Consider the following 24,281-nt stretch of genomic DNA (forward strand, 5'->3'; position numbering starts at 1 on the left):
CCGAGGCGGCGGACGGTCAGGGACGGCTCCGCCGCCTCGCGGCGCCCGGCCGGCGACGCTCGTCGCCGGTGCTCGTCCGGATCCGGTCGTGCCGGACCCGGACGAGTGGCGGGGCGGTCCGCTAACCCGCGTAGGTCTCGAACTCCGCGATCTTCGGGGTGCCCGTCGAGCCGGTGATCTGGAAGGTGATCTTGCGCAACGAGGTCCGCGGAATGGTGATGACACCCGCGCCGCTGCCGGAGGACAGTACGGCGCCGGTGTCGCCGTTGAGGACCTTCCAGGTCCCGATGCTGCCGGCGGAGCCGGACGCCTCCCGGATGTTGACCGAGGAAACGGCGGTCGCGGCACCCCACTTGATGGAGACCGAACCGGTGGCTCCGGCCGGAGACCAGTAGGTGCTCAGGTCCCCGTCGCGCACATTGCCGTAACTCGTGCCGTCGGCCTTGCTCGACCCGTCCGCTCCCGCGCCGAGGCTGAGGTTGGTCCCGGTGGGGTCGGTCGGATCCGGGGTGGGGTCGGTCGGGTCGGGCGTCGGATCCGTCGGGTCCGGGGTCGGGGTCGGGGTCTGCGGCGAGCAGTTGCCGTCCGACACCTTGAGCCCCTTGTTGGCGCCTGCCGTCTGGGCCACGATGCCGGGCACGCAGGATGCCGCGTCGAGGCTGTAGGCGTAGGGGATGCTGACGGTGGTGTTGGACTTCGGGTCGGGGCCGGCCGGGTTGTTCTCGCTTCCGCGCGCGGACCACGTCACGTTGTCGAACGTGTTGCCGCTGACCTGCCAGTATCCGGCCGCATCGGTGTAGAAGGTGCCCAGGACGTCCTTGGAGTCCTTGAAGTAGTTGTTGTCCACCTTCGCGCGGGCCCCGGCCCGGGAGTTGATCCCGGACTCGTTGAGCTTCACGTAGTAGTTGTTGTAGATGTGGGCGATGCCGCCGCGCAGCAGGGGGGTACGGGAGTCGAGGTTCTCGTACAGGTTGTGGTGGAACGTGACGAAGCCGTTCGACAGTTCGGTCTCGCTCGACCCGATGAGTCCGCCGCGGCCGGAGTTGCGCAGGGTGCTGTAGGACAGCGTCACGTACTGCGTGTTGTCCTTCATGTCGAAGAGGCCGTCGAACCCTTCCGACTCCCCTCCTGACGCTTCCAGGCTGGTGTGGTCGACCCAGACGTTGCGGACGTCGCTCTCCATGCCGATGGCGTCACCACCGTTGGACGTGGGCGACCCCGACTTCTTGACGTTCCGGACGGTCACGTTCTGGATGATGATGTTGCTGGACTGCCGTATGTGGATGCCGAGTTGATCGAAGACGGCGCCACTGCCGACGCCGACGATCGTGACGTTGCTGATCTGCTTGAGCTCGATCACACCGGCCGCGGTGTTGCAGCTGTCGCCGGACACCTTGGCGGTGTTGGCGTGGTTGATGGTCCCCTCGACCTGGATGGTGATGGGGGTGCTGCTGCTGGCCCGGCCGCACAGCGCCTGGTGGATCGCGGTGCCCGTGGTGGCCCTGACCGTCTGTCCGCCCGCGCCGCCGGTGGTACCGCCGTTCTGCGATGCGTAGCCCGTGGCGCCACCGGTCGCGGCCGACGCCGAGGGCATCGACACGACGGCACCGGTCGCGGCGGCGAGGGCGGCCGTGGTCAGCGCCGCGTACAGTCGCAGTGCGACTCGTCTTTTCATGCTGGTTTCTCCCTGTTCGTCTTCTGGGCCAGACGGAAAATGGCATGCTCATGACATGAAGCAGTCCTGCGGCTGCCGCATGCCGGCTGTTCGACTGTTCGGCTCCTCACCGGACAAGCCCCGGCCTACGTCGTCGCGCGTGCCGCGTGCTCTTCTTCGGCGCGACCCGATGAGCCGCGCCACTGCTGCTGGAGCTACGCGTGCGTAGATGCCGGCCGCGGGATCACCGCCGCCGTCCCTACAGGAGGCCGTCGCCTTCGGAAGCGCGAAGGAGCGCGCGGCACCTCGTCGTCATGGTGTGCGTCCTCGACCCCATGACGTGTCGGCACCGCGGGTACAGCCCGTACCGGATCAGAGGCGGCTGGCTCGTGGGGCCGCAGCTGCTGCCACGGACCCACCGTCACCGGAACGGGGGTTCACCAAAGCGGAAAGCGCTTTCTTGACGTGAGAATAGAACCGCTCCCACCGGACTGGCAAGGCCCGGGACACACCCATGGCGTCAACAGCTTCGCCGGCCGGAGCGACTGCCCCAAGTTCGCTGTATTTAACGGTGATTGAGCGACACTGCCGACGAGCGCCGCGGTGGCCCGACCGGGCCCGAATCGATCCGCTTGCAGGTGAGCAAGCGCGTTCTTCAAGCAGCGCGTTCTTCAAGCGAATGTGTTCATCAAGCGAGTGCGTTCTTCATGACGCCGGTACGCCTGCCCCTGGATCCGACGCGCGCATGGGCGGCCCACAGGTACCGGGGCCGTCCGGGCCACGTGGGTCCCGCGGCCTTGTCAGCCGGCCACCGCCGTGGTCGTGAAGCGGTCGCCGCACACGTGGAGCGCGGAGGTTCGCAGGGTCAGCGCCTCCTTGGAACCGGGCGGATAGACCCGCAGGTAGTCAGGCCGGCTCCAGCAGCCCGAGTCCTTGATGCCCTGGTTCAGGGTGTGCAAGGTGACCTCCGCCGTCCCGCCAGGCGCGATCACCGTCTGCTCCCTCATGGCGCCCTCCCGTTCGGCGGGCACACCGATCACACTGCCGTCACGCTTGATCAGTGAGACTCCGGGGAAGCCACGCAGAGCGCACGCGGTCGTGGACTTGTTGGCGAACGTGAGCCGGTAGTAGATCTGCCCCGCGCCGGCGTCCGCACGGCCCAGATTCATGGCCAGGCCCTCGGCCGTGCAGCGCCGGGTCCCCGTCCCGGAGCCCGCCCCGGTACCGGCAGTGGTGCCACGACCAGCGGAGTCCTGGTCGGAGGGGCCCTCGGGGGCGCCCGTATCCGCGGAAGGCGCGGACGGGGACCCGTCAGAAGGGCTTGAGGCACCCGGGGCGGAGCCGGCGGGCGCGGAACCGGTCGCCCCGTGCGGTCCGGATGAAGCGGCGTGCGGTCCGGTCGAAGCGACGTGCTGCCCGGATGCATCGGGGGCGCCGCCGCAACCGGCTGCCGCAAGCGTGATCGATGCGATCGCGACCGGGACAAGGACATGGCGACGAAGCGTGCGAGCCTTCCGGGCCGCCCTCCCGCTCCGCGGCCGACGCGATCGTCCGGACGATGGTGGTGTGGTACGCGAGAGTGAACTCATACCCCTCACCTGCTCGCTTTCGCGCCGTTCGAACCTGCCCCGCACCGCATGGCCGCAACCGAGGGGCCAAGCGAGGAGGCAGAGGGACCAGCGGGCGGACGGGAGTCCCCTCTGCGGGGCAATTTTCGGCCCGTGCGGGTGACTTGGGCTGCCAGGGACTTTCGGCCGGGCGAGAAGGCGGCTATCCCTGTCGTTCGTGATCGAGAACCTGATGCGCGCTGCTTCGGCGGTCGCCCTGACCGCCCTGCCTTTCACCGTCGCCCTGGCGGTCCCTGCGCACGCCGTGGAGAAATACGCCCCGTCGCATGCGTCCCCCTGCGCGTTCGTCGCCGCGCCCACCGGATACGTCTGTGTCCCCGCGCCCAAGCAATGCATCACGACGCCCTGTCCGCAGTACGACATCGTGCCGCTTCTCCCTGAACGATGGTCAGGTACGCAGATCTGACGGTCCCCTAAGCGTGAGACCTTGCCCGGGCACCGGGAGGACGACGCACCCTCGACCGCCCACAGCCCCGCCCCCAGCCCCGCACCGAGGGCCGCTACCAGGCCCCCCGAGTGCGCCGGCCAGCTGCCATGAATCTTCTAGGCGGACTCCGTCAACTCCTTGAGCCGCGCCAGGTCGGCAGCGACCATGTCGGCGTCACGCCGGAAGTCGGCATCGCTGGTGCCCGGCTGACGTCGCAGGGTGAACACCACTTCGCTTCCGGCGCCGTCCGCGATGACGCGGACCGGATTGCGGACGGTCTCCCCGGAGGGCAGCGTGACGTCGTGGTCGAGGACGCCCCACTCGTTGGGCGGAGCGAAGGCGACGACGACCCGCCCCATGGGGGAGGTTCCCGCCACCCATTGCCCGTCGATCCTCTCGATGGAGCCACCCAGGCCCAGGGCCCATGCGGGAAGATTGGCCGGATCGGAGGCGAAGGCGTAGACAGCCTCGACAGGGCGGGCGATATAGACGCTGATATGGCGCGATTCGCTTCCGGTGCTGTTCATGGCGGCGAGAATATCGGGTTGATCACCTCCTCTTCTTGAAGGAAACGGACACAGCCCGTCGTGGTGCTCAAGGACCGCGGGACCGCCCTCCGCACCCGCGGCGGGCCGGGGCCGCGGCCGCGGTCGCGGCCGGAGTCAGCGCCCCACCCCGTTCGCCGCCGCACGGCTCAGCAGCGGTTGCACCAAGGCAGGCTGCATGCCCATGGCCAGGAACGCCAGGCGTCCCGTCCCACGTCGCTCGACCTCGAACCGGTGGAAGGCCATGAGGAGCGACCGGGAGACCATCACGTTCAGGGCCGTCACTTCGCTCCATGCCACGACTCCTCGCGGCCGGCCGAACAGACCGGTGACCACCAGGCCCCCCGCGAACAGATAGCACCTGCGGATCCCGAACCTGGCGGATATGAGGCCCCATGCCCGGGTGAGCCCCCAGACGGCGAGTGCGATCCCGGCGATGACGGCGCCTTTGGTCAACGCCGCCGGGGGCTTCTTGACGACCAGGAGGACGAGCAGCACCAGGCACAGCACGGCGAGCCCCCGCCGTGCCGTCTGCGCGAGCGCGCCTCCCACGCCGGCGACAGCGTAGTCACCGCACGCCTGGCCCAGGCCGAACCCGCGCACGCGTTGTCTCATCCGAATCGTCTCCTTGAAGTTCGAATGGTCGCCTCGAAGGGGGGCATGGTCCGCTCGCTCGCTCCGGAGGACCACGTCATGTCCTCGTCCGAGCGATGAGTTCGGCGAGCAGACCGGCCCGGGGAACCATCCGGGTGATGTCCACGTACTCGGAGTCCGCGTGGGCTCCGGCGCCCACGGCTCCGAGACCGTCCAGCGTCGGACAGCCCGTCGCCGCGGTGTAATTGGCATCCGAGGCGCCGCCGACACACGCCCCCCTCAGCGGTTCCTGGCCCTGCTCGGCGGCGATCCGCGACGCCAGGGCGAACAGGGCCGCGGAGGAGTCCGGTCCCATGGGCGGCCGCTGTCCGCCGCCCCGGACTTCCAGTCGCGCCCCTGGTGTGCGGGGGGTCATCCCCCGTACCAGCGCGTCGATCGTCTCCTGGACGGCCGTGCTGGGCACCCGTACGTCGATCGCCAGCCGCGCCAGTGCGGGCACGGTGTTGCGGGCGGTTCCCGACGACAGGAGGGTGGGCGTGATGGTCGCCGCGCCCAGGGCGTGGCCGTCCTCGGCTGCGGCGGCCGAGGCGCCGAGGCCGGCGACGGACAGCACCTGGTGGGCTGCCTCGACGGTGGCGTTGACTCCCTTCCCTGGCTCCTGGCCCGCGTGCGCGGCCTTGCCGTGCACCACGATCTCGTAGCGCGACGTGCCCTTGCGGGCGGTCTTGAGCGCACCCCCCTCGTCGGCCGACGCCTCCAGTACGAAGGCGGCCGCGCACCCTTGGGCGGACTGCTCGATGAGTTGCCGGGAGGTCGTGGAGCCGACCTCCTCGTCCCCGTTGACGACGACACTCACCCCCTCCGGTGAGGGGAGGGACGCCAGCGCGTGGAACATCTGCACCAGTCCCGCCTTCATGTCCAGGACTCCTGGCCCGCGTGCCCTGCCGTCCGCCACCGTCCAGGGGCGGTTACGGAGCGAGCCCATCGGCCACACCGTGTCGTGGTGTCCGACCAGCAGGACCTTCGGGGTGCCGAAGGACCACCGCAGATGGCTCACACCGCCGATCACGATCCGCTGCGGCGCGGCCCCCAGCAGCCTCTCCCCCAGGGCTGCGACCACCTCCGCGCTGCGCGCCACCGCCGCCAGGTCGGCCGAGAAGGACTCGCACCGCACGAGCGCCTCCAGATCGGTCAGCATCGCCGGCAGGGAAAGGCCCCTCGCCCCCGTCACCGGGTCTGCCTCGTCATCGCTCGTCTCTGTACCGACACACGTCCTCCTAAGGCCACTTGAAGCATGTCTGGAGCGGCGGAGCGCGCATGTGCTGCGACCGCGTCGCCGTGCGATCGACGTTAGGGCGGCGCCGGCCATGCCACCAGCGACTGAATTGCATGGAAGCCATGCGCGTGAGGCATGGGAGGGGCAAGAATGGCGGGCGGGGCGGTCAATTGCCGGAAGGGGGTGGGTGAGTGTTCGAGAACGACGCTCTCCGACTGCTCGTGGCCGTGGCGGAGTGCGGTTCGTTCACCCAGGCGGCAACGCGGCTCAATTACACGCAGTCCGCGGTGTCCCGGCGGATCGCCTCGCTGGAACAGCAGGCGGGCGGCCCCTTGTTCGACCGGCTGCCCAGGGGTGTACGGCTCAATCCCGCCGGCCGCTCGCTGCACCGGCACGCGACCGAGGTGCTCGAGCGGCTGGCGAGGGCGGAGCGGGAACTGGCCGTGCTCCACGCCGGGGACGGCGGGCTGTTGCACGTCGGCGCGTTCGCCACCGCCAACATCTCCCTGGTTCCCGGCGCGCTGCGGTCGCTCCGCGACACCAGGCCGGGAGTCGAGGTCGTGGCGTCCGAAGGCCCGACCGACATCCTCATGGGGCGGCTCGCGAACGGTGCGCTGGACCTCGCCGTCGTCAGCGACTACCCGTCCGGCCTGCCACCGGCCGACGGGGTCACCACGACGGTGCTGTGCGAGGACGAGTTGCGCGTCGCCCTCCCCCGGGGGCACCGGCTGGCCGGATCCGGCAGGTTCGACCTACGGGAGCTGCGTGACGAGGCCTGGCTCCAGAGCGCGTACGGTGATCGTCCGACGATGCTCGCGGATGCCTGCGCCCGGGCCGGCTTCAGCCCCAGGAAGGTCGTTCGCATCGCGGAATGGACCGGCAAGTTCGGATACGTCGCCGCGGGGCTCGGCGTGGCACTGGTCCCCTCGCTCGCCGCCGGGGCGGTCCCCGAGACCCTCGTCCTGTGCGGCCTCACGGACCCGGCTCTGCGCCGGACCGTGCACGTCGCTCTGCCGGCCTCTCCCCTCCCCGCCGCCCTGGAACTGCTCCGACTGCTGCGCGTGGCGGCCGGCTCGCCGCCGCCCGCATGACCCTCGGCGGGGAGGGACCACCGGCAGGGCGGCGCCTGCCCGAGACCGGCGGCACACTCGGGCGTCGTTCGGTAGCCGGCGGCCGGCGGCCGAGGACGTTGCGGTCACAGCTGGTGCGCCGCCGCCCGCCGGGGCTGACCGGCCGCTGACGCCCCGGACGGGACAGCGGCGGTCGGCAGACGGTCGCCGGTCGTCCCGCCTGTCCGGCCTCGCGCGCAGGGGCCGCCGCTCTTCGGGCCGCCGCCGCCGAGAAGCTGGGCGGGTGACGCCGCTGCCCGCAGCGCCGGCCGGTCCGCCCGACCCTAGACGCGCTCCAACGGCCGGTGCGGGCCGGCGGGCAGATCCACGCCGACCGCGTCTCCGGGGCGCACCCGGCCGCCTTGCCGGACCACACCCATGATCCCGGACTTGAACGTGAAGTCACCGGTGGCGGCATCGATCGCGAACATCTCTCCCAGCAGCCCCGGCCGGAAGGTGTTGATCTTCGAGCACGGGTTGCGCAGACCCGTGACCTCCACGATCGCTTCCTCGCCCAGGTGCAGCAACGCACCTGTGGGCAGACCGAGCAGGTCGATCCCCCGGGTGGTGACGTTCTCGCCGAGCTCGCCCGGGGCGACGGCATACCCCTTGGCGGCGAGTTCGTCGAAGAGCTCCTCGTGCATGAGGTGCACCTGACGTAGGTTGGGCGACTGTGGTTCGTACGTCATGCGGAACTGATGCTTGATGGTCTGCCCCGCGTGGACGTCGTCCTCGACGCCAAGACCGGCGAGCAGGGTGACGCGCGCCCGGTTCGGCTTGCCGAAGGAGTACGTCGGGTCACTGCTCACCGCCGTCACCCGCGCCGTCACGATGCTCCCCGCTCCCTCGTCCTGCGTCGCGTGACGCGCCCCGCCCCGGAGCCGTGCACGGATCTCACGGGGTGCCCGTCGCCCCGGTGTCCAGGGGGCGCAGGAAGCGGCGTTCGTACCGTCGGATGCACCCCGTGCGGCGCGCCAGCTCGAAGACTGCCTGGCACTCGGGGTCGGTGACGCTGTCCGCCCGGTAACGCTCGTACGCGGCGAAGCCCGGGAACGAGAAGAGCGCGTAGGCGATGTCGCTGTCACCTTCGCTGGGCAGGAAGTAGCCGTGGTGGGTGCCGCCGAACCGGTTGACGAGGACGACCCATCTGCGGCCGTACTCCTCGAAGTCCTCGATGCGGTCGGGGTCGATCTCGTACTTCAGATGAATGGTGATCACCGACCACATGATGCCTCAGCGGTCGAACGGCCCGGACGGGTTCCCCCCGGTGGGATTGGCACACGCAGGCTCTGCGGCACCTGTCAGCCGTGTGTGAGGGCAGCTGCGTCACTGCCTGCTCGCCCGTGTTCCTTTCGACGAAACCATGACCTTTCCTCCAGCCGCTGCGACGCCCCAGCCGGCTGGTTCACAGGGCTCAGGACATGAAGGCCGCCGACACGCGAGCCAGCTCTTCCGGCGTAAGGGCGAAGCCATTCGACGGGTTCCGGTACGAGTACGCGCCGTCGTCCACGCGCATACCGTCCTTGCTGGTCCAGCGGGAAGCCCCGCCTGCACCCTGGCCTTCCACGAGAGCGACAGCGAGTTCTTCGGGGGCCTCAACGGCAGTAACGGCGCTGAGAGCTGCCGTCAGGTGGTGTGTTGCGCTGTCCGGGATGCTGTCGTCTCCCAGCGCGGGCCACAGCAACAGGAGCCGGCGGTGTGAATCGACTGTGCTGCCACCGGGCAGCCCGTAGTCGGCCGCGGAGAACAATTCGGGCCAGGACAGAGCCGGTCCCATGAAGTGCCCGTCGACCTTGGCCAGCAACAGCGCTCGCTCCTCACTGGGGTGATGCAGGAGGTAGTCGACACCGGGGTCGTCCTTCCACGCGCGGCAGACGACGTGGAGGAGGTTCGCGGCGGCCAGCGGAATGGTGAAAACGGGCCACATCGTCCGCTCCAGCAGCTCCCGGTGGAACATCTCGGCCGCCTCGTAGTCCGCACCGAAGAGCAGCTCTTCCGTCTCCTCGTCGTGAGCGCACGCGTACAGGTGGCCGAGCCAGAAGAGAGGTTCCTCCAGCAGCTCCGGCTGGTGGACGAGAGGGCGACCTTCGTACCCGGGTATCTCCGTCATGCCGCTCATCATGTCGCCTGCCCCGACCACCTTGTACGGTCGGCCAGGAGCGTCCTCGTCCGGACGGTTCGACATGATCGCCACCACGATCGGGGCCGCGTGGGGCGGCCACCGGACGGCGATGTCGCGGCTCCATGCGGTCCGCCCGCGTCTCGTCTCGTCGTCACCCAGCTCCCGCAGCTCGGCCTCCAAGTGCCTGGGTCCGCCGAACCGGTCGACCAGCAGGTTGGCAGCGGTGTTGTCGCTGAAGCGGACGGCCGCAGCTCGTTCAGGCTCATGCCCGCACCACCGGTGCGCTGCCCGACCACGCGAACAGAGCCGCTGCGAGACGCCGAGCGTGTGGGTACCGCACGTGTCCCCCTCTTCCTTCTGCCGCCGGACGGACCAGCGTCGGCCGGCCGACGCGGCCGGGCCGCGCACCGCATCGCACCGCATCGCACAGCGGCGCGTGACCGTTCGAGATGCAGGTGCGGGGGCACGCTGATTCGCTGGTGGGGTCGGCTCTCCCCCGAGACCCAGGAGTGATCATGAGTGTTGCGGATGAAACCGGCGGCCGCGCCGAGCGTATTCGCGCCAAGGCGGAGGAAATGAGGGAGGCAGCCGAGCGTGTCTCCGATCCGCAGGAGCGCCGGCGTCTCCAGGACAAGGCGCGCCGCCTGCAGGAGCGGAGCGATCAGGTGTCCACCAAGGGCGAAGGCGGCACGAACCCGCTCTGACCGCCCGCGGTGCCTGACGCCCGTGGTCCCTCGTGGTGTACGTGGGGCGGTCGGGTACGTGGGGCGGTCGGCCCCGTGCGCGCAGATGACCGGGTCAGGGCCTTCCCGGTGCCGCGGGAGGCGAAGCCGCCTTCCCCGGCACGGTGGGCCTACTGGGTGAAACGGGGCAGCCATTTCACCTGGTAGCCGGGATGACTGGCATGCTCCGCGGCCATCTGCCGCACCACGAACCCCAGGCCGAACGCCCGGCCGGAGGCGAAGTCCCGCTGGGGGCGGTCGATGTCCAGGGCGGCGACCTCCGCGTACTCGTCGAGGAGCACCCGGCTGGTCTCGATGCGCTGGAGGGTGCGCGCAGGATCCTGCAGGGCGATGTGGTGGTCGTAGCCGTGCGTCCTCAGAGTGAACGCGATGGCACCGGTCCGGTCGTGGATCTCGCCGGGGACTTCGGCCGGGCACCGCCAGCCCTCGCCGCCGGCCGCACGGGCGACCCCTTCTTCCTCGTCGAGGCGCGCCCGGACGAACGCCACCAGCTCGGAGTTGTCTGTCATCTGGTTGTGCATCCTTCCGCTCGGCCCCCCGCCTCGGGAGCCGTGCTGGAGAGTATCCCGTCGTGCTGACCGCGTCCGTGCGCGACGGCCGGTCGTGGGCGGCATGTACCCGTCTGCCCAGGTGCGGCGTCCGGCTCCGCGCGGCCGGCCGGGCCGGCCGCGGCCGGCCCGGCCGTACCCGTACGTGCCGCTCAGCGGCCGGCTTCCACCGGTTCCAGTACGAGAACGGGGATCTCCCGGTCGGTCTTCTTCTGGTAGTCGGCGTAGTCGGGGTACGCCTCGACGGCGCGCTCCCACCAGAGTTCCTTCTCCTGCCCGGTCACCTCACGGGCGGTCATGTCGCGGCGCACCGGGCCGTCCTGCAGTTCGGCGTGCGGGTGGGCGGTGAGGTTGTGGTACCAGACCGGGTGCTTCGGAGCCCCGCCGAGCGAGGCGATCACCGCGTACGCGCCGTTGTGCTCGACCCGCATCAGGGGCGTCTTGCGGATCTTCCCGCTCTTGGCGCCCAGCGTCGTCAGGATGATGACGGGCATGCCGCGCATGGTCGTCCCCTCCGTCCCGCCCGAACTCTCGTACTGCTCGACCTGGTCACGCACCTGGGGCGTGGGGCTCGGCTCGTACTCACCCTGAAGCGGCATGGCAACTGTCCCGTCGTCGACGTCCGTTCGCGGCGTCTCCCGGCCGCGTCCCCTCATCATGGCTTCAGCACCACCGGCCGCCCGAAAAGCGCGCCCCGTCGCGTGTCGGGCCGTGCGCGCAGGTTCCGTCGCCGTCCGGGGTCCTGCTTCAGTCCCCCGTGACGCCGTCCAGCCGCTCGCGCAGCAGATCGGCGTGGCCGATGTGACGTGCGTATTCTCCGATCATGTGGACGTGCACCAGGCGCAGCGAGAAGACCTCGCCGTTGTGGACGAACGTGTCGTCGAACGACGCACCGGCGACGATCTCGTCCGCCAGGCGGCACTCCTCGACCAGCCGGGCGTAGTCCTCGGCCGCACGGGCCGGATCGAGGTCCTCGAAGTCCGCGTCCTTGCCCTTCTGCGGGTCGTACATCGGGGCGAGGTCCTGACCGGCGAACCGCTGCCGGAACCAGGTGCGTTCGACCTTGGCCATGTGGCGGAGGAGTCCGAGCAGCGAGAGGTTCGACGGCGGGGTGGTCCGCTCGGCCAGCTGTTCGCCCGTCAGGCCGGCGCACTTGCGCAGCAGCGTGGCGCGGAACCAGCCCAGGTAACCGGTGAGCATCTCCCGCTCCGCGGCGACGAGCGAACCCTCGGTACGAGTGGCTTCAGGTGCTGTCCATGTCATCAGGTGATCATGCCGGTCGACAGGATGATCGCGCGAGCCCTTTACGCCTGCCGCATCGGAAGAAGGGCGGTGGCGTCGGACGTCGAGCGGGCATGGACGTCGTGCCGCTGCGCTGCCGAGGGGTCCGAGGAGGCGGACGAAGAGGGGGAGCGCCTTGCCCGCTGGGGGCGCTCCCCGCCCGCGCCCGGCGGGGCCCCGGCCGCTGGTCAGCCCTTGCGGACGCGGATACGCGTGAAGCCGTCCCGCATCCCCTGCCGTGCCCGCGCCCACGGTGTGGCTGCCTTTGCGCTCCGACGCTTCGCCGGGGCAGGGGCGGGCTCCGGCCGCCGGGGGCGGTCCGGGGCGGCCTTGCGCGCCGGCGCCTCCGCCAGCACGTGGTAGCGGTGGCTCAGGCGCCTCCCCAGCAACAGGTAGCCGAGCAGCGCGCCCGCCGTGTTCAGGATGACGTCGTCGATGTCGAAGGCCCGCCCCGCGACCAGCGCTCCCTGTACCAGTTCGACCACGACGATGACCAGGACGGTCAGCAGGACCATGCGGATCATGCGCAGTCGTCGTGGCACGAGGATGGGCAGCAGCACGCCGAACGGCATACCCAGCACCAGATTGCCGCCGGCCTGCTTGCAGGCGGCGAGGAACGTGTAGTCCTCGGCGTACTGCCGCAGCGAGCGCCCCGGGTGGAGGTTCGACGTGACGAGGTCCCGCGAGGCGGGTGACGGCGTGAGCGTCACCTTCGCCAGCACGACGGAGAAGGCGACCATGGCCAGGAAGGCCGTCACCAGGATGGCGACCTGGAGCAGCACCCGGCCCCAGGACCTGTCGCGTGTGGTGTCGCGCGCGTCTCTTGCCGACTCTGCGTCCATGGCCGACTGGTGCCCCCGCCCGGCCGCGTCACACCTGGCGTCGCCGCACCGTCCGGACGCACCGGCGTGGTGCGGCGAGGGTGAGCGCGGGCCAGACTGAGGGGAGCGGCCGAGCTCGGACGGCCCCGCGGGCACGGCTGGACGAACCGATGCGGAGATCACATGACGAGCGACCGCGGGAACGAGCCTCAGCGTTGTCTGGTCACCGGCGCCACCGGCTACATCGGGGGCCGGCTGGTCCCGGAGCTGCTGGCGGCCGGGTACCGGGTGCGCTGCCTGGCCCGCAGCCCGGAGAAGCTGCGGGACTACCCGTGGGCCGGTGAGGTGGAGATCGTCCGTGGCGACGTCACCGAGGCACGGTCCCTCGCCCCGGCGATGCGGGACGTCGACGTGGCCTACTACCTGGTGCACGCCCTGACGGCCGGCGGCGGCTTCGAGGACACGGACCGCAGGGCCGCCACGGTCTTCGGGGAGCAGGCGCGCCTCGCGCGGGTCGGCCGCATCGTCTACCTAGGCGGCCTGACTCCGTCCGGTGTACCCGAGGAGGAGCTGTCGCCCCATCTGCGGTCGCGGGCCGAGGTGGGCCGGATCCTGCTGGCTTCCGGCGTCCCCACCACCGCTCTGCGGGCCGCGGTGATCATCGGCTCCGGGTCGGCCTCGTTCGAGATGCTGCGGTATCTGACGGAACGGCTGCCCGTCATGGTGACGCCGAGCTGGGTGTCCACGCGGATCCAGCCGATCGCCGTCCGGGACGTGCTGCGTCTCCTGGTGGGCAGCGCGCGGATGCCGCGGGAGGTGAACCGCACCTTCGACATCGGCGGGCCCGACCTCGTCACCTACCGGGAGATGATGCAGCGGTACGCCGAGGTCGCCAAGCTCGCGCACCGGCTGATCCTGCCCGTTCCGATGCTGACTCCCCGGCTGTCGAGCCACTGGATCGGTCTGGTCACCCCGGTGCCGAGGGCGATCGCCCGCCCGCTCGCCGAGTCGCTGCGGTACGAGGTCGTGTGCCGGGAGCACGACATCGCACGGTACGTCCCCGACGGGCCGGGGGAGCCGTTCGACCTCGACAAGGCACTGCGGCTCGCCCTGCAACGGGTCCGGGAGGCCCGGGTCACCACCCGGTGGTCGTCCGCGTCGACGCCCGGGGTCCCCAGCGACCCGCTGCCCACGGACCCCGACTGGGCCGGCGGCAGCCTGTACACGGATGTGCGCCGCCTCGGCGTCGACGCGTCCCCCCAGGCTCTGTGGCGGGTCGTCGAGGGGATCGGCGGGGAACACGGCTGGTACTCGTTCCCGCTCGCCTGGGCGGTGCGCGGATGGCTCGACCGGCTGCTGGGAGGGGTGGGCCTGCGCCGCGGGCGGCGCGACACCGACCGGCTGCGGGTGGGCGACTCGCTGGACTTCTGGCGGGTCGAGGAGATCGAGCCGGGCCGCCTGCTGCGGCTGCGCGCCGAGATGCGGCTGCCGGGCCTGGCCTGGCTGGAGATGTGTGTGGAGCCCGACGGCCGGGGCCGCTCGCGTTACCGGCAGCGGGCGCTGTTCCATCCGCGCGGGCTGCTCGGACACGCCTACTGGTGGAGTGTGTGGCCTTTCCACGCGGTCGTGTTCGGGGGGATGGCCCGCAACATCGCGCGTACGGCAGCGGGCGTGACGTCACCCGAACCGGCGAGCGCCGCGGTGTCGTCCTGACCGGTGCCTGCGCGCACGGCAGCATGGCAGGTCCCCGGCCTCCTCAGGAGTTGCGCCATGACCGTAGCGGTCGTCCTGTTCACCGCCGACCTCCGGCTGCACGACCACCCCCCGCTCCGGGCCGCGCTCGCCTCCTCGGACGAGATCGTGCCGCTGTTCGTCCATGACAGAGCGATCCATGAGGCCGGGTTCGCGGCCCCGAACCGCCGGGCCTTCCTCGCCGACTGCCTGCGGGATCTCGACGCCGGGCTGCGGGAGCGGGGCGGCCGGCTGGTGATCCGGTCGGGCGATGTGGTCGAGGAGGTGGGCCGGGTCGTCTCCGAGACCGGCGCCGCGGACGTCCATCTCGCGGCCGGCGTCAGCGCCTACGCCCACCGTCGTGAGGAGCGGTTGCGCGAGGCGCTCGAGTCCGGGGGCAAGCGGCTGCACGTCCACGACGGGGTGGTCACGGCGGTCGCGCCCGGGACCGTGACACCGGCGGCTTCGGGTCACTTCGCCGTGTTCACGCCGTACTTCAGGCGGTGGTCCGCGGAACGGCTCCGCGAGACCTTCGCCGCGCCCCGCACCGTGCGGGTCCCGGACGGCCCGGGGTCGGAGGCCGTGCCGGCCGGAGGCGCGGTGCCGGGGGTGTCGGAGGGCCTCGCCGAGGGCGGGGAGCGTCAGGCCCGCAAGCAGCTCACCGCATGGCTGCGCCACGGGCTCGCCGAATACGAGGAAGGCCACGACGACCTGTCGGGCGACGCGACGTCCCGGTTCTCCCCGCATCTGCATTTCGGCGCCCTGTCCCCCGTCGAGCTGGTCCATCGCGCCCGTACCGCCGGCGGCGCGGGTGCCGAGGCCTTCGTCCGGCAGCTGTGCTGGCGCGACTTCCACTACCAGGTCCTCGCGGCCCGGCCCGCCGCGGCCCGGCAGGACTACCGCACCCGGCACGACCACTGGCGGTCGGAGGCGGACGCGGCCGGGGACATCGAGGCCTGGCGGCAGGGGCGCACCGGATATCCCGTGGTCGACGCGGCGATGCGCCAGCTGCGCCACGAGGGCTGGATGCACAACCGCGGGCGGCTGCTCACCGCGGGCTTCCTGACCAAGACGCTGTACGTGGACTGGCGCATCGGCGCGCGGCACTTCCTGGACCTGCTGGTCGACGGCGATGTGGCCAACAACCAGCTGAACTGGCAGTGGATGGCCGGGACCGGCACGGACAGCCGTCCCAACCGGGTGCTGAACCCCGTGACCCAGGGCAAGCGATACGACCCGGACGGCAGCTACGTCCGGCGCTGGGTGCCGGAGCTGGCCGCGGTGCCCGGGTCGGCCGTGCACGAGCCGTGGAAGCTCCGCGGCGCGGGGCGCGCCCGGCCGGACTACCCGGAGCCGGTGGTGGAGCTGGCCGACGGCCTTGCGCGTTTCCGGCATGCGCGAGGCCTGGAGTGAAGGGCACGACGGGCTCCGGCGTGAGGTCCGAGGCCCCGGCCGTACGCGCATGACGCCGGGAGCGTCCGCCGCGCCGGACCGGAGGCAACGCCGTCCGGCCGGCCGGACGGCGGCGAAGATGCTGACGTGCCGACTCCCACCGCACCCACCGAACCGGCCGGCCGCGACACCGCGGAGGGCCCCCGCGCCCATGCGGCGCTGTTGCTGCTGTCGGCGGCCTCCGGGGCGGCGGACGCCTTCGTCTTCCTCTGTGTCGGCCAGGTCTTCGCCGGCGTGATGACGGGCAATCTGGTGCTGCTGGGCGCCTCGGCCGCGGGGGCCGGCGAGGAGGGCGTCGCGCCGCGTTCGGTCACCGCGCTGCTCTCGTACGGATGCGGGGTGGCCTGGGGCGCGGTGGCGGGAGAGCGCAGGTGGGGGCGGCTGCCCGTCATGCTGCTGACCGAGGTCGCGCTGCTCACCGCGGGCGCGGTGCTGTGGGCGTGCGGCCTGATCACGTCGGACGCGGACCGGCTGGGACTCCTGGTGGTCATGGGGCTCGCGATGGGCATCCAGGGCCGGGTCCGGGCCGTCCCCACGAACTACTTCACCGGAACGCTGACGTCGCTCGTCGGACGGCTGGCCCTGAGGTCGTGGCGTCGCGGTGACGGCTGGGTCACCGGCCGGCTGTCCGCTGTCGTGGCGGGCGCGGCACTGGCCGCGCTGACGGTGCGCCTGTGGCCGGCGTCGGGTGCTGTGGCGGCCGCGGGGGCGGCGGCCGCCGCCCTTCTCGTCGAAGCCGCGGGCCGGCGGGCCGTCCCGTGACCGGACGCGGGCGGGACAAGGGGAAGCCCCGGCCGGATCGGGGGAATCCAGCCGGGGCGGCTTTGTGGCGGGCGCTCCGTGTGCGTCGCCCACATATAGGTGAACAATAAATCACCCTGCCCTGTTCCCCGCAATCCGCCCCCCGGACTGTGATCCAGGGCACGGACGGCCGGGCGCAGGGGGTGGCGTCACGCGCCGGCGGGCGCCTCGGTGCCGTAACGACGGTTGAACTGTTCGATCCGGCCGGCCGTGTCCAGGACCTGCCGGGTCCCCGTGTAGAACGGGTGGCTCGCCGAGGAGGTTTCCACGTCGATGACGGGATAGCTCCGGCCGTCCTCCCACGTCACCCGCTGATCGGAATCCGCGGTGGAACGGGTGAGGAAGGCCGCCCCCGCGGCGCGGTCGCGGAAGACCACCGGACGGGAGACGGGGTGGATTCGAGACTTCATGTGCATTCCTTCCCTGGAACGAGAGCGGACGGGCGGTGCGGGCCGCACCGCGGCGGGCGGCTGGGCGACGGTCAGCGTTCCTCGCGGAACAGAACGTGCCCGCCGACTACGGGGTCGTACTTGCGCAGGACCAGGCGGTCGGGGTCGTTGCGACGGCTCTTGCGCGTCACGTAGCTCTGCCCCGTTCCGGCGGTCGAGCGGAGGGTGACGACGGGACGGGCCTCACTGCGGGCCATGGACGCCTCCGGGCTTCTGTACTGTCCCCGAACCCTTGATGGGAACGGGATTCGTTTTCGTTCTGCCGGTGTAACGCGTCCACCCCCGGGGGCATTCCCGGGTGCTCCCGGCACTTTCCGGGCCGAGTCCGGGCCCTCCTCCGCGGCCGTCACGCGGGGCCCCGACGCTCGTTGATCGCTGTGCCCGGCACTGCCGCCGGCCTCCCGAGGGAACGTGAGCCATGCACCTGAAGAACACCCTGACCACCCTTGCGGCCACCGCGATGATCACCGCCTGTTCGATGACGGCGGCCGGTCCGGCGGTCGCCGCCGGGGACACCGCACCCGCCTGCGTGGCGCGTGAGGTCATCAAGCAGAACAAGACCGCCTGGACGACCAACAACTGCGGGCGGAACATGCACATCCAGCTGGTGATCAAGAACGGTCCCGACCGGGCGTGCTGGACCACTTCCCCCGGGGAGACCCTCGAATGGAAGTGGAAGATGGGCTCGTACGGCCGCATCGCCCTCTGCTGACACCGCGGGCAGCCACCGCTCCGGCAGCCCGCTCGCACGAGATCCCCGGAGCCCCCGCACCTCGCGGGGGCTCCGGCCCGCGCCTACCCCGACGTGCTCCGCGAGGCCCCGGGCGAACGTCACACAGGGGCACGCACGCCCGCCGTCGAGCGCCGAACGGAGCCCGTCAACGCCCGCAAGCAGCAAGGGTGTTCGACGAATCGGGGTTCCGGGCAGCCGCTGGCATATGCCGGACGCATGAACGCATCGAGTGTTGCCAAACCACTTACGGGCTCCAGGCGGCTGTGTCACAGTCGTATCCGGTCCACCCTCAGACCTGGTTGTACCGCGCCTGTATCGGAGTACGACATGCCGCCCCACCCGCCCGCGGGCACCCCCGCCCCCCAGCCGCCCGAGCGCGCGGCCGTCGACGCGTTGATCAACCGGACGCACCGGCTGCGCGGCGACGTGGACGCGGTGCGGCGCGACACCGTCCTCGTCGACGAGGACGACCCGCGACTGCGCTGGCAGCGTGCGCTGTGCGATCTCGCGGTCCATCAGCTCGACGACCTCGGCGCGCACCTGGGACAGCTCAGGCAGGGCCTGCCGTCGGAATCCGCGGAGCAGATCGCGGCCGAGGCGGCGGACCTCACCGGCCAGGACCCCTCCGCCGGTGAACGACCGGGGTCGCTGATCGGCCGGGTGGGCAGCGCCGAGTGGAATCTGCTGACCGACGAGGTGAGCTGGTCCGACGACCTGCTGCAGATCTTCGGCCGCACCCCCGAGGCGGGGCCGCTCTCCCTGGACGACCTTCCCTCCGTGCTCCTGCCCGACGACCAGCCCCTGCTCACGGCGCTGGTGACGGACTGCCTGATCGACGGCAAGCCGATAGACGGCGAGTTCCGCATCCGGCACACGGACGGGCGGACGCGAACCCTGCACATGATGGGCGAACCCGTCCTCGACGCCGACGGCTGCACCGCTTCCATGTGGGCGGTCCTGCGCGATGTCAGCGCGCTGCGCCGCAGCCAGCAGGCGGTGCACCGGACCCAGGACTCGCTCCGACGCCAACAGGACATCGCCAGGGCGGAACACCGGATGGCGGTGGAACTGCAGGAGGCCGTGCTCCCCCCGTGGCGCGGCTCCCTGAGCCTCCCGGACCAGGGGCCCGGGTCGCTGGACATCGCGGCCCACTACCTGCCGTCGGAGTCGAGCGGTCTGATCGGCGGTGGGTGGTACGACGCGATGGAGCTGCCGGACGGCAGGACACTGCTCACGGTCGGCGATCTGACCGGTCACGGCATCCAGGCGACCTCCACCATGGCGATGATCCTCGGCGCGCTGCGCGGCATGGCCGTGGCCGGGATCGAGCCCGGAGCACTGATGGGGCACCTCAACCGGTTACTGGAGACATCGATCCAGCCGGCCCTGGGCAGCGCGGTGTGCTGCCGGTTCGACCCCGCCACCCGCAGGCTGGACTGGGCGCAGGCCGGACACCCGGCACCGCTGCTCTTCCGCAACGGAGCCGGGCGCCCGATTCCCCAGCCGGACGGGGTGCTCCTCGGAGCGGCGTCCGGGGTGGCGTACGAGCAGGACGAAGTGCACCTGCTGCCCGGTGACGTGCTGGTCCTGCACACCGACGGGCTGGCCCGGGGCGCCGGGAGCACGCACCACGGGCTACGACCGGGCACCGACACGCTGCTCGGACTCGCGCCGCGCTTCAGCGACGCCCGTAGCGCGCAGGAATGCGTACGGACCGTCGTCGAGGAGTTCGGTGGCGCCGAGCGACTGGACGACGCCTGCGTACTGATCGCCCGTATCGGGGCTTAGCCGAACGGACGTGGTGGAACGGGGCCCCTTCTCATGTGCCGCTCTTCCGCTTGGCACCCCTGCTCACGTGGCGCCTCCTTCCGGCGACACCTCTTCGTCGCCGCAGCCGGAACTCAGATCTCCGAACTCCTGGGCCTCTTGATGACGGAGCTCTGCGGCAGCGAGAGTTTGATCTCCTCGCGCAGGTCCTCGATCTTCGCGTAGCCCGCGAACTGCCCCGTCAGCCGGTACATTTCACGCAGCCGGTCCCAGGTGCGGTGGGAGGAGGTCTCCCCCATCGTCACCAGAGCGAGCCGGGCGTAGCGGTCGGCCTGCTCGGGGTCGTCCGCGATGAAGCAGGCCGAGGCCAGCGAGATGTAGTCGAAGATCTTGGACCGCTGGCGTCCGTTGACCCGCAGTTCCAGGGCCTGCTTCGCATGACGCTGGGCGATGACGGCGACCGAGGGGTCGTGCTCGGCCAGCGTGCGGAACGCCAGGGCCTGCATGCCGTGCAGATCGGCTTCGTCGAACATCTGCATCCAACTGGGCGGGGGCACGTCCCCCTTGTCGGAGATGAAGAGCTCCTCGGCCCGGCCGAGGGTGCGCCTCATGGCTTGTCCCCGGCCCATGGAGGCCTGCGCCCACGCCTCGATGGTGTGCAGCATCGCCTGGGTGCGCGGCAGCACCATGTCGCCCGAGCCGGACTTGGCGAGTTTCATGAGGTCGAGGGCGTCGTCGGGGCGGCCCAGGTGGACCATCTGGCGAGCCGCCCTGGAGAGCGCCTCACCCGCCCGCGGCCGGTCACCGCCCTCGCGCGCGGCGTGCGCGGCGATGACGAAGTACTTCTGGGCGGTGGGTTCCAGGCCGATGTCGTGGGACATCCAGCCCGCGAGGACGGCGAGGTTGGCGGCGACGCCCCAGAGGCGGCGCTGCAGGTGGTCGGGGTGGCGGTAGGCGAGCATGCCCCCCACCTCGTTGAGCTGGCCCACCACGGCCTTGCGCTGGAGGCCGCCGCCGCGGGAGGCGTCCCAGGCGCGGAACACCTCCACGGAGCGTTCCAGCGCCTCGATCTCCTCCGAGCCGATGGGCACGGCCTCGTACCGGTCGTAACCGGCCGGGTCCGCGTGCAGGGGGTCGTCGTTGTGTGGGGCGTCGGCCGCCAGAACCGGGTCGGTGTGCAGCCAGTCGTGCATGGGGCCGGCGATCGTGGAGCCGGCGGCGAGCGCGGCGCCCGCGCTCACCAAGCCGCGTCGGTTGAGCATGAGGTCCATTCCCGTGAATTCGGTGAGGACCGCTGCCGTCCGCTCGGGCGCCCACGGGAGTTGATCGGGATTGTGTTCCGTCCCGGTCTCTCGCCGTTTCCCCACACGCCCGCGCCGGCCGAACCCGAGGTCCTCGATGGTCACGACACGACCGAGCCGCTCGGTGAACAGGGCTGCCAGCACCTTGGGCACGGGATCGCGCGGGGACTCCCCCATGTCGATCCATCGCCTCACGCGCGAGGTGTCGGTGGCCAGCTGCGGGTGGCCCATGGCCGCCGCCTGCCGGTTCACCATTCTCGCGAGTTCGCCCTTGGACCAGCCGGCAAGGCCGAACAGGTCCGACAGGCGGGTGTTGGGTTCTCCGGTCACGTCAAGCCCCCAGGTTCTCGGCTGTGTTGACAGTAACCCCCTGTCAGATGCCTTGCGACTATTCGCCAGGGTTCGCCAGGGTGCGCCACATGGTCTGCCACCCGCGGGGCGGTGTCAGGTAGGAAAGCGCCACCCCGCCCGGCAGCCCTAGGTACTCCCCAGGGTGCCGAACGGCCGTCGGCCGGGGCGGCGCACGCAACTTGTCGGCGCACGAAGGGATCTGTCTCGCCCATGTACACAGCATCGTCCTCCGTGTCCGCCCCGCCCCGGCCGCTGCGACCCCTGGGAGCGGGTGGCGGGCCGTACCTCGACCCCCGCGCCGCCATCCCCGCGCCCGGCATCGGCCGGCCCCGGCGCATGGCAGGGGCGGGTGCCACCTCACTCAGCGGAAGACTGGACCTGTCCGGCCCGCAGGGCGCCCAACTGCGGATGGCGATCGCCTCGGTGCACCGGATCTGCCCGGAGTTCAACCCGGTGCAGGTGCTGCGGCGCAGCGGCCGTTCCGTGCTCCTCGTCGGGACCACCGGCCGCGCTACCGCGGTCGCCAAGTGCTTACTGGACCACTCCCCCGCGTGGACGGAGCGGTTCCGCCACGAAATAGCGGCATACCGGGCGTTCGTCCGGCACCGCCCGCCGGTCCGGGCGCCCCGGCTCATCGCTGCGGACCCGGAGAACTGCACCCTGGTCATCGAGCGGATGCCCGGCCGGGTGGCGGCGCTGACCAGGCACCCGTCGGAGGTGCCCCCGCGGGCCGATCTGCGGGCGGTGCTCGGTGCGGTGAGCCGGGTGAACGCCTGGCGCCCGCCGAACGGTCTGTTCAGCGCCCCCCTGGACTACGCGGCACGCATCGCGCGCTACCACGAGCTCGGTCTGTTCACCGACCGTGACCTGGGCGACCTGCAGAAGCTGCTGCACGGGCTCGCTCACGCCGGGGGGCGCCAGGGCATGGGGCAGTTCTGTCACGGTGACGCGCTGCTCTCCAACATCCTGCTCTCGCCCGCCGGCCCGGTGCTGGTCGACTGGGAGCACGCCGGGTGGTACCTGCCGGGCTACGACTTGGCGACGCTCTGGGCGGTCCTGGGTGACGCGCCGGTGGCGCGACGTCAGATCAGCCAGCTGGCCCAGGTCGCGGGCCCCGCGGCGCGGGACGCGTTCCTGGTCAATCTGATGCTCGTGCTCACGCGGGAGATCCGTACGTACGAGACGGCCCTCCAACGGGCCATGCGGGACACCACCGCGCCGGCCAGGACGACGGCTCAGGACCGTCCGGGTGCGCTGTCGTCGGGCGAGGAACAGCGTCTGCTGCTGCGCCGCCTGCACGACGACTGCGCCATGGCGCGCAGTGCCGTGCGAGCCGCGGTCGGCACTCGCTGACCTGTTCGACGGGGGACGCGCGCCGCGGGACCGATGCCGACACACCGGGTCCGCGGCGCGCTGTCGTGCTGCCCGGGGCCCGGGGCCCGGACCCCGGGGCGAACGGGGTCAGCGAGCGCGGACGGTGTCCACGTCGGATGCCTTCACGAAGGCGATGCGGTGGCCGATCTGAACCGTCACGTACCTCTCCTGGCCGCGGAAGTAGGCGTGGTCCAGGGGGTACGAGGCGTCGATCGTCGGCGCGTAGAAGAAGCCGGTGGGGGCCTCGCCGCCGCCGGGGTAGGACTGGCCGGCCTTGATGGTGTACTGCAGGGCCGTGCCCACCCGCTGGTCCGCGAAGCCGGCGGGGTACTCGGACTTCTCGGGGTACGCCACCCCGTACACCGGGACCTCCGTCTTCCCGGCCTTCGGCCTGACGACGTAGCCGGAGGTGGGAGTGGTGGTGCGGGTGCGGGCCGGGGTGCTGAACCAGGCCTTCTTGCCGTACCACCAGATCGCCGTCCAGCCGGGCGCGTGGTCGGCGACCACGGCCTGCTGGGTGGCGCTGATCTTGCTGCCCCAGTCGGCGGCGCAGTTGGTGCCGGGCGCGCCGTCCGTGTGCAGCCCCGGGTCGGAGAAGAGCGGTGAGTCGGCGGAGGGTTCCGTGTGGAGCGGCACGGCACTGGAACCCTGGACGGGCAGGTCCACGCCCTTCTCGCAGTCGCGGAAGGCCTGCTGGTTGTCCTTGAAGCGGGGGCTGACGGTGATGAGTTCGCCGCCCTTGCGGGCCGTCGGCACGGTGGGCTTGCCGAGGAGCGCCATGAAGCGGTTCCAGTCCCAGTAGGTGCCCGGGTCCCAGTGCATGTTCTTGGTGCCGGCGGCGCTGGTGGGCGGCACTCCGTCATGGCCGATGATGTGCTGGCGGTCGAGGGGGATGTCGTACTTGGCGGCGAGGTAGCGCACGAGAGCGGCGGTCGAGCGGTACATCTCGGGGGTGTACCACTTCGCGCCCTCGGTGGCGACGCCTTCCTGCTCGATGCCGATCGAGTGGGTGTTGAGGTACCAGTTCCCGGCCTGCCAGGCGACGTCCTTGTTCTTCACCATCTGCGTGACATGGCCGTCTCCGGAACGCACCACGTAGTGCGCGGAGGTCTGCTTCAGCGGGTTCTGGAAGATCTTCAGGGTGGTGTCGAAGTCCTCCTCGGTGTCATGGAGGACGATGAACTTGATCTTGTTGCTGTTCGGCCGGTCCGCGGTGTCGTAGTTGCCGTACGTCTCCTTGTCGGCCGGGTCGCCGGTCTGCTGGTAGGCGGCCGGGACCCAGTCGCAGGCGAGGGAGCGCGGGCACTCCGGCCGGACCCCGTCCGCGCCCGCGTGTGCCGCGGGACTGAGCAGCGCGAGACTCAGCGCGCCGGCGGTGGTCAGCGCGAGTGCGCGTCCGGTCCTCTGCTTGGACGTCATGACAACCCTTCTTGGAGCTGTGCGTCTTCGAAGCCGCGTGGATCGAGAGGTCTTCGATTTCCGATCTGGTGTTCCGCTGTGCGCGCACACTCTGTGACCTGAGGTGATGGCGCGTCAAGGGTGTGGTGGAGGCTGCGGGTCGAGCCAGTGGACCA

General features: G+C 71.2%; 24 protein-coding genes and 1 pseudogene. 9 read left to right on the forward strand and 16 right to left on the reverse strand.

Annotated features, from left to right (window positions below; all coding sequences use genetic code 11):
- Window positions 1-121: 121 nt before the first annotated feature.
- Together ABZ454_RS11030 and ABZ454_RS11035 are read right to left on the reverse strand one after the other, a co-directional pair.
- The gene (locus tag ABZ454_RS11030; protein ID WP_359537265.1) at window positions 122-1,675 is read right to left on the reverse strand and encodes a polysaccharide lyase family 1 protein; all 1,554 of its coding nucleotides are present in this window, start codon (window positions 1,673-1,675) and stop codon (window positions 122-124) included.
- 779 nt (window positions 1,676-2,454) lie between these two features.
- Window positions 2,455-3,243, reverse strand: coding sequence for a DUF4232 domain-containing protein (locus tag ABZ454_RS11035; RefSeq protein ID WP_359537267.1), 789 nt, complete (start codon window positions 3,241-3,243; stop codon window positions 2,455-2,457).
- A 196-nt stretch (window positions 3,244-3,439) separates the two neighbouring features.
- Between ABZ454_RS11035 and ABZ454_RS11040 the strand changes: the two genes are divergently transcribed.
- Complete coding sequence (locus ABZ454_RS11040; RefSeq protein ID WP_359537268.1) at window positions 3,440-3,688, forward strand: hypothetical protein; 249 nt, start codon at window positions 3,440-3,442, stop codon at window positions 3,686-3,688.
- 137 nt (window positions 3,689-3,825) lie between these two features.
- Here ABZ454_RS11040 and ABZ454_RS11045 read toward each other — a convergent pair whose 3' ends face one another.
- The 3 genes from ABZ454_RS11045 to ABZ454_RS11055 form a co-directional block, all read right to left on the reverse strand.
- Window positions 3,826-4,236, reverse strand: a complete 411-nt coding sequence (locus ABZ454_RS11045) for an SRPBCC family protein (protein WP_356319876.1) — start codon at window positions 4,234-4,236, stop codon at window positions 3,826-3,828.
- A gap of 135 nt (window positions 4,237-4,371) precedes the next feature.
- Window positions 4,372-4,869 carry a hypothetical protein gene (locus ABZ454_RS11050; RefSeq protein WP_359537270.1) on the reverse strand — a complete coding sequence of 166 codons (498 nt, stop codon included), beginning with the start codon at window positions 4,867-4,869 and terminating at the stop codon, window positions 4,372-4,374.
- A 76-nt stretch (window positions 4,870-4,945) separates the two neighbouring features.
- Window positions 4,946-6,046, reverse strand: a complete 1,101-nt coding sequence (locus ABZ454_RS11055; RefSeq protein WP_359537272.1) for a M20 family metallopeptidase — start codon at window positions 6,044-6,046, stop codon at window positions 4,946-4,948.
- A 269-nt stretch (window positions 6,047-6,315) separates the two neighbouring features.
- On the opposite strand from ABZ454_RS11055, the gene ABZ454_RS11060 reads away from it, so the two are divergent.
- A complete protein-coding gene (locus tag ABZ454_RS11060; protein WP_359537273.1) occupies window positions 6,316-7,215 on the forward strand; it encodes a LysR family transcriptional regulator in 900 nt (299 codons plus the stop codon).
- A 302-nt stretch (window positions 7,216-7,517) separates the two neighbouring features.
- Here the strand turns inward: ABZ454_RS11060 and ABZ454_RS11065 are convergent, their stop codons facing one another.
- The 3 genes and pseudogenes from ABZ454_RS11065 to ABZ454_RS11075 form a co-directional block, all read right to left on the reverse strand.
- The gene (locus tag ABZ454_RS11065) at window positions 7,518-8,063 is read right to left on the reverse strand and encodes an MOSC domain-containing protein (protein WP_359537275.1); all 546 of its coding nucleotides are present in this window, start codon (window positions 8,061-8,063) and stop codon (window positions 7,518-7,520) included.
- Between the two features lie 64 nt (window positions 8,064-8,127).
- Window positions 8,128-8,451 (reverse strand): NIPSNAP family protein, encoded by a 324-nt coding sequence (locus ABZ454_RS11070; RefSeq protein ID WP_359537277.1) that lies wholly within the window; start codon window positions 8,449-8,451, stop codon window positions 8,128-8,130.
- A gap of 955 nt (window positions 8,452-9,406) precedes the next feature.
- A pseudogene (locus ABZ454_RS11075) lies at window positions 9,407-9,604 on the reverse strand (serine hydrolase); the annotation flags it as partial.
- Window positions 9,605-9,870: 266 nt separating this feature from the next.
- Here ABZ454_RS11075 and ABZ454_RS11080 point away from each other — a divergent pair.
- Complete coding sequence (locus tag ABZ454_RS11080; RefSeq protein WP_356319867.1) at window positions 9,871-10,059, forward strand: DUF6381 family protein; 189 nt, start codon at window positions 9,871-9,873, stop codon at window positions 10,057-10,059.
- A 149-nt stretch (window positions 10,060-10,208) separates the two neighbouring features.
- Here the strand turns inward: ABZ454_RS11080 and ABZ454_RS11085 are convergent, their stop codons facing one another.
- From ABZ454_RS11085 to ABZ454_RS11100, 4 genes are all read right to left on the reverse strand, one after another.
- A complete protein-coding gene (locus tag ABZ454_RS11085; protein ID WP_356319866.1) occupies window positions 10,209-10,607 on the reverse strand; it encodes a DUF6221 family protein in 399 nt (132 codons plus the stop codon).
- A gap of 191 nt (window positions 10,608-10,798) precedes the next feature.
- The gene (locus ABZ454_RS11090) at window positions 10,799-11,245 is read right to left on the reverse strand and encodes a nitroreductase family deazaflavin-dependent oxidoreductase (RefSeq protein ID WP_359537280.1); all 447 of its coding nucleotides are present in this window, start codon (window positions 11,243-11,245) and stop codon (window positions 10,799-10,801) included.
- Between the two features lie 148 nt (window positions 11,246-11,393).
- Window positions 11,394-11,909: a DinB family protein gene (locus ABZ454_RS11095; protein ID WP_356319864.1), complete on the reverse strand. Its 516-nt coding sequence runs from the start codon at window positions 11,907-11,909 to the stop codon at window positions 11,394-11,396.
- Between the two features lie 206 nt (window positions 11,910-12,115).
- Complete coding sequence (locus tag ABZ454_RS11100; protein WP_359537282.1) at window positions 12,116-12,769, reverse strand: VanZ family protein; 654 nt, start codon at window positions 12,767-12,769, stop codon at window positions 12,116-12,118.
- Window positions 12,770-12,931: 162 nt separating this feature from the next.
- Between ABZ454_RS11100 and ABZ454_RS11105 the strand changes: the two genes are divergently transcribed.
- From ABZ454_RS11105 to ABZ454_RS11115, 3 genes are all read left to right on the forward strand, one after another.
- Complete coding sequence (locus ABZ454_RS11105) at window positions 12,932-14,461, forward strand: SDR family oxidoreductase (RefSeq protein ID WP_359537284.1); 1,530 nt, start codon at window positions 12,932-12,934, stop codon at window positions 14,459-14,461.
- Between the two features lie 57 nt (window positions 14,462-14,518).
- The gene (locus tag ABZ454_RS11110; RefSeq protein WP_359537286.1) at window positions 14,519-15,892 is read left to right on the forward strand and encodes a deoxyribodipyrimidine photo-lyase; all 1,374 of its coding nucleotides are present in this window, start codon (window positions 14,519-14,521) and stop codon (window positions 15,890-15,892) included.
- 126 nt (window positions 15,893-16,018) lie between these two features.
- Window positions 16,019-16,693, forward strand: a complete 675-nt coding sequence (locus tag ABZ454_RS11115; RefSeq protein ID WP_359537288.1) for a YoaK family protein — start codon at window positions 16,019-16,021, stop codon at window positions 16,691-16,693.
- A 188-nt stretch (window positions 16,694-16,881) separates the two neighbouring features.
- Here ABZ454_RS11115 and ABZ454_RS11120 read toward each other — a convergent pair whose 3' ends face one another.
- Both ABZ454_RS11120 and rpmG read right to left on the reverse strand, forming a co-directional pair.
- Entirely contained in the window at window positions 16,882-17,142 is a 261-nt protein-coding gene (locus ABZ454_RS11120) for a type B 50S ribosomal protein L31 (RefSeq protein ID WP_356319859.1), read from the reverse strand.
- Window positions 17,143-17,213: 71 nt separating this feature from the next.
- Window positions 17,214-17,378, reverse strand: coding sequence for a 50S ribosomal protein L33 (gene rpmG / locus ABZ454_RS11125; protein ID WP_359537290.1), 165 nt, complete (start codon window positions 17,376-17,378; stop codon window positions 17,214-17,216).
- A 221-nt stretch (window positions 17,379-17,599) separates the two neighbouring features.
- Between rpmG and ABZ454_RS11130 the strand changes: the two genes are divergently transcribed.
- The gene (locus tag ABZ454_RS11130; RefSeq protein WP_356319857.1) at window positions 17,600-17,893 is read left to right on the forward strand and encodes a hypothetical protein; all 294 of its coding nucleotides are present in this window, start codon (window positions 17,600-17,602) and stop codon (window positions 17,891-17,893) included.
- Between the two features lie 348 nt (window positions 17,894-18,241).
- The gene (locus ABZ454_RS11135; RefSeq protein ID WP_359537291.1) at window positions 18,242-19,702 is read left to right on the forward strand and encodes a SpoIIE family protein phosphatase; all 1,461 of its coding nucleotides are present in this window, start codon (window positions 18,242-18,244) and stop codon (window positions 19,700-19,702) included.
- 113 nt (window positions 19,703-19,815) lie between these two features.
- On the opposite strand, the gene ABZ454_RS11140 is transcribed toward ABZ454_RS11135, so the two are convergent.
- Entirely contained in the window at window positions 19,816-21,312 is a 1,497-nt protein-coding gene (locus ABZ454_RS11140; protein ID WP_356319855.1) for a hypothetical protein, read from the reverse strand.
- 231 nt (window positions 21,313-21,543) lie between these two features.
- Between ABZ454_RS11140 and ABZ454_RS11145 the strand changes: the two genes are divergently transcribed.
- On the forward strand, window positions 21,544-22,686 hold the full coding sequence (locus ABZ454_RS11145; RefSeq protein ID WP_356319854.1) for an aminoglycoside phosphotransferase family protein: 1,143 nt from the start codon (window positions 21,544-21,546) through the stop codon (window positions 22,684-22,686).
- A gap of 108 nt (window positions 22,687-22,794) precedes the next feature.
- Here the strand turns inward: ABZ454_RS11145 and ABZ454_RS11150 are convergent, their stop codons facing one another.
- Window positions 22,795-24,126 carry a peptidoglycan recognition family protein gene (locus ABZ454_RS11150; protein WP_359537292.1) on the reverse strand — a complete coding sequence of 444 codons (1,332 nt, stop codon included), beginning with the start codon at window positions 24,124-24,126 and terminating at the stop codon, window positions 22,795-22,797.
- Between the last annotated feature and the right edge of the window lie 155 nt (window positions 24,127-24,281).

The sequence above is a fragment of the Streptomyces sp. NPDC005803 genome (genome assembly GCF_040630435.1).
GTDB lineage: Bacteria > Actinomycetota > Actinomycetes > Streptomycetales > Streptomycetaceae > Streptomyces.